Origin of the sequence: Lactimicrobium massiliense (assembly GCF_900343155.1) — a bacterium.
Lineage (GTDB): Bacteria > Bacillota_I > Bacilli_A > Erysipelotrichales > Erysipelotrichaceae > Bulleidia > Bulleidia massiliensis.
The window spans coordinates 23,920-34,262 of sequence record NZ_OUNG01000002.1 but is presented as its reverse complement, the minus strand read 5'-3'; the positions used below and the strand labels follow the sequence as shown (position 1 = coordinate 34,262).

The following is a 10,343-nucleotide window of genomic DNA, read 5'->3' as shown; positions in this document are numbered from 1 at the left end:
TAGTATGAAATTGTCTGCACATTTCTTGCAATCCTGTTTCAATCGTATTAGTATACCCGCCATGAAAGGAGGAATTGCATGATAGGGTTTTTCCAACAGGAAAGAAATGAACTTGGGTATTATGCCAGACAGACCTGGCAGGTGATGCAGGGGCGCTATGCTTTGACCAAGATCCGCTCGCTGCAGTATGAAGTGACGATTTCGCCTGAGCGTGTCACGATTGTCCATGCGGACGGCCATCGGGAAACGATGGGGACAGTGAAGTTCAAGGCGTTTACAGAAATGTTCAGGAGCTGATTGTTTTCACAAAACGGCCACAGAGTTGTGATAGAATCACGATGAGGGTTTTGTATGGAAAACAAAGAGAATAAATATACAAAGAAAGTAACAGTCAGGGAGATTCTGAACTTCTTCAAGTTTGAACGTCTGACTGGTGATGATAAGTCGCTGGACCGCTGGACGGTTGTACCGGATGTCAACCGGCCTGGCTTTGAGCTGTGCGGCTTTTACAAGCAGTCGGATCCACGCCGTATTATTATCATCGGCAACAAGGAATCCGAGTTTATCAAGACAATGACACCGGAGGAGCAGCGTGCCCGTTTCCCGATGCTGACGGATGGCTATACGCCATGTCTGATCATTACCAAGAACAACGCGCTGCCGCCGATTCTCAAAGAGATTGCGGATCATCTGAACTTCCCGATCATGCGGACAGATATGGAGACTTTCCGCCTGGTGACGGAACTGATTTCCTTCCTGGATGAGCGGCTTGCCCCGGAGGATACGATCTCCGGCACATTGATGAGTGTTTATGGCAAAGGCGTGCTGATCACCGGTGAAAGCGGCATGGGTAAATCTGAAACCGCTCTGGAGCTGATCCGCAATGGACAGGTGCTGGTGGCGGATGACCGTGTGGATGTACAGCATATCCATAACAATATCATCGGCCATTCCCCGGCTATTATCAAAGGCCTGCTGGAAATCAGAGGCATCGGTATCATCGATGTGGAGAAGATGTTCGGTGCCAGTGCGCTGATTGCCCGTTCGCCTGTGGATATGGTTATTGACCTGGTTAAGTTCAATGCGGCGGATGAATACAACCGCATTGGTGATGAGACGATGCACTATACAAAGATTCTGGATGTTCTTGTCCCGACGATTGTGCTGCCGGTCAGTGCCGGCCGCAATATGCGCATTCTGATTGAATCTGCCGTGACCAATTTCCGTCTGCAGCAGGATGGCTTCTCTGCCAGCAAGGAAATCAAGGAACGCTTCAATACATATGCCGGAAAGGATATCTAAGCGATGTTTGCACATGTAACAATACGGTGGGCCGGACTTGCGACCCTTTTCGGCTGCTTTGTGGCATACCTGTTCTTCCGGCGTGACATGAAAGAAAACGGCTATGTCCGTGCCATTTCCCAGGAAGTATTCCTCGGCATTGTCGTCTTTGGCCTGCTGGGAGGCAGAATCGGCTGGTATATCGCCAATGGATTCGATCATATCTCCCGGTTCTTCCTGTTCTTCGATGACGGCTTTGAACCACTGATGGCCATCTACTTCGTGATGCTGTTTGTCTTCTTCTATGTCCGTAAGAACTTTATGTCCTTCCGGCGTACCCTGGACTGCATCATCCCGCACTTTCTGTTAGCCGCGGCCATTTCCCGCATACCCTATATGTTCTCCGACTGGCGCAATATTCTTATCGTCGGTGTTGACATGCTGGGCTACATTCTGCTGGAGGTGCTTTACCGCAACTACTTCTATGACAAACACAGAGGGGACCGGGCAGCCCTGGCACTGCTGTGGATTGGCCTGAGCCGCTTCTTTGTCAACATTGCAACCTATGGCCGCTCCAATGCAAGCCTGATGATGCTGCTGCCGGGACTTGTCACAGCCGTTGGTGCTTTGATTTTCTACGTGTTCAACCGCCGCAAGAAGATGGACCGGAAGCCGCTTGTGCTGTTTGACTTTGACGGCACCCTGATGGATACCCAGGCAATGGTGAATGAATCCTACCGGTACCTGTTTAACAAGTACCGTACAGTAGATGACTTTGATGACCGTACCCAGCTGGAAGTGTTCGGCGCGGATGACCGCAGGGAAATCAAGCGTCTGTTCAAGGGTGAGGATCCCAATGAGCTTACCCATGAGTTCCGTACCTTCCAGGCCAACCTGCCTGCCCTGGGTCTTGTCAATACCATGCCCCATGCGCTGGAAGTGCTGATGTGGCTGAAGAAGAACGGATATACGGTCGGCGTTGTGACCTCAAGACCTACAGACAACTGCCGCTATTGGATTGAAGAGTTTGATCTGGAAGACTATGTGGATATGGTTATGGGCAAGGAGATTTACAAGAAGGCAAAGCCGGCACCGGATGCCCTGCGGCGGATCTGCCATGCCCTGGGTCTTGGCCATGACAACTGCGTGTATATTGGCGATCATGCCAGAGATGTGCGGATGGCCAGAAGAGCCTGTGTCTATGCGATCGGCTATGTTACCAGCAAGGAGAATTTCAACAGGATTACCAAAGCCATGCCCAACCGCATGATCCGTGATCTGCGGGAACTGGAAGATATTCTGCAGGAAACTGACCATAACTGGACATACAATCTGCTGTAATGCCAATGGAAAATCTTTTGAAAACACAGGTACAAATTTGAGTATCTGCTCATGCTCTGAAAAAATCATGATATACTGGGTACTGTGAGCAGGGGTGTATGAAGAGTATTGAAGAGTTTGAAAGAATTATTCGGTTCAAGAAGCAGGAATTTTCAGCAAATGGGTGGAATGCGCTGGAAATCAATGCGAAGGATCTGATGACTTCCATTGGTGCAGGTGATGAAGATCTGATGGCAGCGGTTGAGGCGATGCAGGAATGCATGCTGGAGGGTGACTGCTTTATCAATGATCCAGGCAGCGGGCACCGCCAGTGTCCGGAACTGACGGTCCGCTATTATTGTGATAATCTTTCTCCGGATCGCAGAAAGTATTCTGAATGAGCAGCGCAGGCTGCTTTTTCTTTTGGATGATCTGGCACGCCGGTATCCGTTGTAGTGAGTGGGGGAGAATGCTACAATACCATCGGTGATGCATATGGAAACACAGAAGAAGAAAAAAGTGATTCTCATCAGTGGGATGTCAGGGGCCGGCAAATCAACGGCTGCCCGCATTCTGGAGGATATGGGATATCACGTCATTGATAACTTTCCGGTTCAGCTGATCAGCCTGCTTGTGGATATGATCGAAACAAGCACAGATCCCCGCTATTCGTATGTTGCGTTAAGTACAAGTGCCCAGGATTTCCCGGCTTTTCTGCGCGGATTAAAGGGACAGAACATGACGATCAGTGTGCTGTTTCTGGATGCCAGTGATGCTGTCATTCTGCACCGCTACAAGAGTACAAGACGCATGCACCCGCTGCTGTTGAGCAATACGTGCAATACATTGGATGAAGCCATCTCGGTGGAACGGCAGATGCTGGCCCGCAACGTCAACAATTCCTTTGTGACCATTGATACAAGCTTTCTGCAGGAAAAGGAATTCAAGCGCAAACTCGAGAAGTATTTCAGCAAGAGTGCTGTGCCTGCCTTCTCCATCTCATTTGTGTCCTTTGGCTACAAGTATGGCGTGCCGATGGATGCTGATCTGATGATCGATGTCCGTTTCCTGCCGAACCCGTTCTGGGAGGTTGAGCTGCGGCCGTACTCCGGCAATGATGCCTGTGTCTACAACTATGTCATGGACAAGCCGGAAACCCAGGAATTCATCAAACGTCTGCTGTCTTTTCTGGACTATGTTTTTCCCCAGTACGAAAAGGAAGGCAAGAATCATTTCACCGTTGCCATTGGCTGCACTGGCGGCCAGCACCGCTCGGTGACAATTACCAACTTCCTGTATGAGCATTATCGGAAGATCTATAACTGCTACAAGGAACACCGTGACCAGAAGGAGTGGATTCGTGAAGATGCGTAATGTTGTTGTGATTGGCGGTGGCCATGGCCAGGCCCAGATCTGCCGCGGCATCAAGAATATTGCCGATACCCACATCTCTGCCATTGTGACCGTGGCAGATGACGGCGGTTCTACCGGCAGACTGCGCCGGCAGTTCAATATTCCGGCTATGGGTGATATCCGCAATGTCATGCTTGCATTGGCTGATCATGAATCGATCATGAGCAGCCTGATGAATTACCGCTTTGATGATCCCAATGGCACCGAGACGGATGTCGCCGGGCATAACCTGGGCAATCTGATCCTGACTGCTCTGACACAGCAGTCCGGCTCCTTCTTTGATGCGGTCAAGATCATTGATGATGTATTGAATGTCAGAGGTGAAATCATTCCGAGTACAACCCAGGTCATTACCCTGTATGCCCGCATGGAGGATGGCGTGATTGTGGCTGGTGAAGCCAATATCCCGCATATCGACAATCACATTGAGCGGGTATTCTACACAGAGGATGTCCATGCCACCCCGGAGGCGGTAAAAGCCATCGAGGATGCGGACCTGATCATCTTTGGCATCGGCTCTTTGTATACCAGCATCATGCCCAATATCATCATTCCGGAAATCGGCGATGCCTTGCATCATACCCATGGCCGCAAGGTATATTTCTGCAATGCCATGAGCCAGCCGGGTGAGACGGATGGATACAGTGTAGAAGACCATGTGGATGCTTTGAAGCGCCATGGTGTCAGTGTGGATGCTGTGGTGGTGGCGGATGACCATATTCCGGAGACTAACCGGGCCCGTTACAGGCGCCAGCATTCGTATCCGGTATGCCTGCGGGAGTGCAAGCATGACTATGATATTATCTGCCGTCATCTGCTCAGCTTTGATGACGGTCTGATCCGCCATGATGTCAAAGGCATTCATGATGTGACGAAAGATCTTCTGAAAGGGAAAGTGTAATGTCATTCTCTGCCGAAGTGAAAAATGAAACGGCATCGCTTGTTTTCTCACAGAACGATGCCAGGGCAGAACTGTCTGCCTTGATACAGATGTGTTCATCCTTGTCCTTATCCTCACGGGGGATGGCCATTGTAGTCAGTGTGGAAAATGCGGCGGTGGCCAGGACGATCTACCGGCTGATCAAAGAGCGCTATGATGCCGGCATCGATCTGTCTGTCAAACGGAAGATGAACCTGCACAAGAATCTGATCTATGGTCTGCGCATCACAGCGGATGTGCCGATGATTCTGCAGGATCTTGGCATTTACAGTGCCAGGGGCCTGCTGGAAAAGCCGCTGGCAAAGATTGTGGCAGCTGACACCAATGCCAGGGCTTATCTGGCTGGTGCGTTCATGGCTTCGGGCAGTGTCAATCCGCCAGAGAAGACAAGCTATCATCTGGAGATTACGGCCAACAATGAAGAACATGGAAAATTTCTGGTTTCGCTGCTGAAGCGTTTTGAAATTCAGGGCCGCACAATTCAGCGGCGCGGGCGTACAATTGTGTATATCAAGGCTGCAGAGAAGATCGCGGACTTCCTGCGCATCATTGGTGCCAATGATGCGGTTATGAAGTTTGAGAATGTGCGTATTTCCCGCGACTTTACCAACTCTTTGACACGGCTGAACAACTGCGATGTGGCAAATGAAGTCAAGTCGCAGGCAGCGGCGAAGAAGCAGCTGGAAGATATTGCGCTTCTGGAAGAGATGGATCGTCTGCGCCATGTGGATCAGAAACTGCAGGATGTTGCTTTGCTGCGGAAAGAAAATCCAGAGGCCAGTCTGAATGAACTGTGCGCGCTGTATGAAAGAAAGACAGGGACACCGGTATCCAAGTCGGGGATGAAACACCGCTTTGTCCGGATCCATGAACTGGCTGAGAAAGGCAGAGGCGTGTGATCTTCATTTATCTTTCAGCGATCACAGTGGGCATGATTGTGATGTATGTGCTGGCACCACAGTTTTGGGGGCTGTACACACTGGCGATGATGATGTCTGTGATCGGTCTGATCCGTACCAGAAGGCTGTTGAAAACAGAGCGCGAAATGAAGAAGAACAAGGAGGACCGCTTATGATCGTACTGGCAGAAGAAAAGGACCGCCAGCAGGTCCGTGAGATGTGGAAAATCTGTTTTCCACAGGAAGATCCAGGATATATTGATTACTACTTCAAGTCGGTATGGGATCCGGCATCCTGCTATGTTGTGAAGGAAGATGGGCGGATTGTGTCTTCTTTGTGCCGCCATACCCATCCGGTCATGTTTCATGGCAGGGTACTTTCCGCAAGCATGATTTCCGGTGTATGCACGCTGCCTTCCTATCAGGGAAAAGGCTATATGCATCAGCTGATGAATGTGACGGTGGATGCGTGTGCCCATTCCGAGCTGATGACCTTCATCCGGGCCAGGGATCCTGCCCTGTATGAACCATTTGGATTCCGGGCAGGGATGTATCGGACAGGATGGATGGTGCAGCGGCAGGATGTGAAGCGGGTGCCTTCCTTTGGCTGCGCCTATGACGTACAGGCACTGGATATGCTGAAAGTATATTCTGCTTATATCCGGCGCTTTTCGGGCTTTTACTGCCGTGATCTAAAGGATTTTGTGCGCTACCGCAATGAAATTGCAGCCCAGGGCGGCAAGATCATCGGATATTACAATGGCCAGGACAGGATTGACGGCTATGCGGCACTGACGATGCAGGGCTCCGATTTCTATATTGATGAGCTGGTGTATCTGGACAGTGTAGCTTTGGCCAAACTGCTGAATGCCTGCCTGCAGGAACGTCCAAGAGTACATTTCAATGTATCAAAGGCAGAAAACTTTACGCCGCTGTTTCCTAATGCAAAACATCACGATTATATTGGCACGATGGTGCGCATCAATGACTATGAATTGTTTAACAAGCTGTATCAGTCGCAGGCGTCCAATGTGAAGGAGGCATTAGCGGTATCGAGGAGGCCATTAAATCAGAACGAAGCGTTCTAGGATTTAGCCTTGTCAATTGACGAACAAACAGTGAGACTTTATAATTTAAGCGCAACATTAAGGAGGTCTAGATTAGACAATATGACAGATGTAAGAGTTGCAATTAATGGTTTCGGCCGCATCGGACGTCTTGCTTTCAGACAGATGTTTGTATCAGAAGGCTATGAGGTCGTTGCGATCAATGATCTGACAAAGCCTTCCATGCTTGCTTACCTGCTGAAGCATGACACAACACATGGTAAGTGGGATCATGCAATTTCCTGCGATGATGAGAAGGGTACACTGACAGTTGACGGCAAGGAAATCAGAATTTACTCTGAGAAGGATGCTAAGGATCTGCCTTGGGGTGAGCTGAATGTTGACGTTGTTCTGGAGTGCACAGGCTTCTATACAAGCAAGGCCAAGGCACAGGCTCATATCGATGCTGGTGCTAAGAAGGTTGTTATTTCCGCTCCTGCTGGAAATGATCTGCCGACTATCGTTTACAGCGTAAACGAGAAGACACTGAAGCCGGAAGACAAGATTATCTCTGCTGCTTCCTGCACAACGAACTGCCTGGCTCCGATGGCTAAGACACTGAATGATCTGTATCCGATTCAGTCTGGTATTATGTGCACAGTTCATGCTTACACAGGTGACCAGATGATTCTCGATGGACCTCAGAGAAAGGGCAACCTGCGTCGTTCCAGAGCTGGTGCCTGCAACATCGTACCGGCTTCTTCCGGTGCTGCTAAGGCTATCGGTCTGGTTCTGCCTGAACTGAATGGCAAGCTGATCGGCGCTGCTCAGCGTGTTCCGGTTCCTACAGGATCCACAACACTGCTGTTCTCCGTTGTCAAGGGCAAGGATGTTACTGTTGACGCCATCAACGCTGCTATGAAGGCTGCTCAGTCTGATTCCTTCGCATACAACGATGAGGACATTGTCTCCAGCGATATCATCGATGAGACACATGGTTCCATCTTCGATGCTACTCAGACAATGGTCAACAAGATTGACGACGACACATACGAAGTACAGACAGTTTCCTGGTACGATAACGAGAACTCCTATACTTCTCAGATGGTTCGTACAATCAAGTACTTCGCTAACGTTAAGTAAGCTTTGTACAATGAAGGCTCTGGCTTGTCCAGAGTCTTTTTTTGTTGGAAAAGCGGACAAACGCGGCATTTCGTTGAAAAGAAAATAGAGTGCACATAAAATATAGGGCAGGGAGGATCGCTATGAACAAGCTTCCAGAGAAACTGAACCTGCTGCGGAAAAACAGTGGACTGCCGCAGTCGGAAATTGCCAAACGGCTGTTTGTGCCGGTGGCAGAATATATGAATTGGGAAAATGGCAACAGTATCCCGGACATCATGCATCTGAAGGCACTGGCATCCCTTTACCATATTGATGTAACGGCACTGCTGGACAATACCATGACATTTGTGATGCCAAATATCGATAATCTGGAAAAGAGTGCCACCATTCCTTTCCAGAAAAATAATGGTATGGCTGCTACCCAGCAGCTGGATACAGTGGATGACAGTCCAACCACCGTTCTGGATCAGGACCGGGACGAAGATCTTGGTGCTACCAAGGTTATGAATCCGGATGATCTGACCAAAGAGAGTGAAACCAAAGATACCTCTGACGAAGATGATGAGGATGACGATTGGGACGAGGAGGATGAAAAGGAAATCAGGCAGGCTTCGCGTCCCAGGAAGACAGTAAAAAAGAAGCAGCCTCTGAAGAAACGTAAAACCGTGTTTGTGCTGGCTGGCTGCATTGCCGCAGTGGCAGTGCTTGCCATTCTGCTGATTGCGCTCAAAGGCCGCGGTTCCTCTTCCACTCTGTCGGTTGGCTCTACTAACCGCCTGGTGCTTGGCAGCAAGTATTCCCTGTATCTGGACAGTGACGGCAAGATCACAAGCCATGGCACCATAGACACAAGCAAGCTGAGCAATGCGGTACAGATCAGCGGATATGATGAAACAGCTGCTGCTCTGAAGAAAGATGGCACGGTTGTGACGACAAACAGTTCTCTGGACACTTCTGACTGGAGCAATATCACGGATATTGCCATGGGCGAAGATCATATCGCCGCGGTACGCAAAGATGGCTCGGTGGAATGCACCGGTTCGGATACAGCGTGCAAGGTATCTGACTGGCAGAATGTATCGTCTGTGTATGCAGGCAAGGATGTTACGGTTGCTCTGACAAAGAGCGGCACCTTGTTATCTTCCGGCGGCATCAAGATTCCTTCGGACAACAATATCAAGCTTGTCGCTCTGAGTGATCATGCCCTGTACTACGTCATTGCAAACGGTGCGGTGCAGAGTGTGGCAATCAATGGCGGTTCTGCACTGGATGCCTCTTCAATCTCCAATATCACAGCTCTGGCAGCTGGCAATGATGTCGTTGCCGGTTTGAAGAAAGATGGCACGGTTGTGGCAGTCAGCTCTGACAGCGCGATCACCGATGCCGTCAAGAACTGGAAGAATGTCAGCTTCATTGCAGCTCACGGCAATACGCTGATTGCCATTACCAAGGATGGCAAGATGTATGGTGCCGGCGACAATACTTACAACCAGTACGAAAACACTGCCGATGCCTCGGCAACGGCAAGTGCCTCAGCATCCGCGGATACAGGCAAGCTTTCAGCAGTAACCAATATCACCTTTACCGAGACAACCGAGAATGTGCAGATCAAGTGGGATGCTGTAACCAATGCAGACTACTATGAAGTCACTGTTTCACCATCTGTTGGCACATTGGCCAAGAGTGCCAGCAACTCTGCTTCCATTCCGGCATCCTCTTTGAGCAGCGGCACAACCTATACGGTATCGATCGTTGCCAAGGCAAACGATTCCAAAAAATATTCGGACAGTGATGCCAGCACGGTGAATTACACATACAATGCCAAGACGATCCAGCTGGATGCCCCAAGCGGATTGAGCACCAATGTCGACGCTACCGGTGCCTTGACCATCAGTTGGAACGCTGTATCCAATGCCAGCTACTATGATCTGACGATCAATGGTGAATCCGCTGGCCAGGTATCACAGACTTTCTACACGATCAGTGGTGCCAACCTGCAGGATGGTACGAACTATACCATTGGTGTTGCGGCAGGTTCCAATGACAGCAAGTATGGTGAAAGTTCCACCAGCCAGATCAATGTGACTTACAATGCACCTAAACAGTCTTCTGATGTCAATGTTGCGGTGACGTATGTTGATAAAGACAGTAACAGTGAAGTGGGAACACAGACGGTCAATAAAGTGTCTGCGGGTTCTTATTCTGCAAGTGATCTTGGCCTGAGTGCACCAGGCGGCTATAAGATCAGTGATGAATCCAAGGAATATACGATTAGTTCCTCGAATAGTGCAATTACGGTATATGTGGAGGCGGACTGAGC

11 protein-coding genes are annotated in these 10,343 nt (G+C 49.7%); all 11 read left to right on the top strand.

Annotated features, from left to right (window positions below):
- Positions 1-78: 78 nt before the first annotated feature.
- The 11 genes from DHU66_RS03590 to DHU66_RS03540 all read left to right on the top strand — a co-directional run bounded on the left by DHU66_RS03590 (position 79) and on the right by DHU66_RS03540 (position 10,341).
- Complete coding sequence (locus DHU66_RS03590; protein WP_108774535.1) at positions 79-297, top strand: hypothetical protein; 219 nt, start codon at positions 79-81, stop codon at positions 295-297.
- 54 nt (positions 298-351) lie between these two features.
- Positions 352-1,302 (top strand): HPr(Ser) kinase/phosphatase, encoded by a 951-nt coding sequence (gene hprK / locus DHU66_RS03585; RefSeq protein WP_108774534.1) that lies wholly within the window; start codon positions 352-354, stop codon positions 1,300-1,302.
- Positions 1,303-1,305: 3 nt separating this feature from the next.
- On the top strand, positions 1,306-2,622 hold the full coding sequence (locus DHU66_RS03580) for a prolipoprotein diacylglyceryl transferase family protein (protein ID WP_108774533.1): 1,317 nt from the start codon (positions 1,306-1,308) through the stop codon (positions 2,620-2,622).
- 98 nt (positions 2,623-2,720) lie between these two features.
- Complete coding sequence (locus DHU66_RS03575; protein ID WP_108774532.1) at positions 2,721-3,002, top strand: hypothetical protein; 282 nt, start codon at positions 2,721-2,723, stop codon at positions 3,000-3,002.
- A gap of 88 nt (positions 3,003-3,090) precedes the next feature.
- Positions 3,091-3,975: an RNase adapter RapZ gene (rapZ, locus tag DHU66_RS03570; protein ID WP_245309373.1), complete on the top strand. Its 885-nt coding sequence runs from the start codon at positions 3,091-3,093 to the stop codon at positions 3,973-3,975.
- Entirely contained in the window at positions 3,968-4,915 is a 948-nt protein-coding gene (locus DHU66_RS03565) for a gluconeogenesis factor YvcK family protein (RefSeq protein WP_108774531.1), read from the top strand. The genes rapZ and DHU66_RS03565 overlap by 8 nt, the downstream gene beginning before the upstream one ends.
- Positions 4,916-4,932: 17 nt before the next feature.
- The gene (gene whiA / locus DHU66_RS03560; protein ID WP_245309371.1) at positions 4,933-5,853 is read left to right on the top strand and encodes a DNA-binding protein WhiA; all 921 of its coding nucleotides are present in this window, start codon (positions 4,933-4,935) and stop codon (positions 5,851-5,853) included.
- On the top strand, positions 5,850-6,029 hold the full coding sequence (locus tag DHU66_RS03555) for a hypothetical protein (RefSeq protein WP_108774529.1): 180 nt from the start codon (positions 5,850-5,852) through the stop codon (positions 6,027-6,029). Before whiA ends, DHU66_RS03555 begins: the two co-directional genes overlap by 4 nt.
- The gene (locus tag DHU66_RS03550) at positions 6,026-6,940 is read left to right on the top strand and encodes a GNAT family N-acetyltransferase (RefSeq protein ID WP_108774528.1); all 915 of its coding nucleotides are present in this window, start codon (positions 6,026-6,028) and stop codon (positions 6,938-6,940) included. Before DHU66_RS03555 ends, DHU66_RS03550 begins: the two co-directional genes overlap by 4 nt.
- An 81-nt stretch (positions 6,941-7,021) precedes the next feature.
- Positions 7,022-8,041: a type I glyceraldehyde-3-phosphate dehydrogenase gene (gene gap, locus DHU66_RS03545; RefSeq protein WP_108774527.1), complete on the top strand. Its 1,020-nt coding sequence runs from the start codon at positions 7,022-7,024 to the stop codon at positions 8,039-8,041.
- Between the two features lie 122 nt (positions 8,042-8,163).
- Positions 8,164-10,341, top strand: a complete 2,178-nt coding sequence (locus DHU66_RS03540) for a fibronectin type III domain-containing protein (RefSeq protein ID WP_108774526.1) — start codon at positions 8,164-8,166, stop codon at positions 10,339-10,341.
- Positions 10,342-10,343 lie beyond the last annotated feature (2 nt).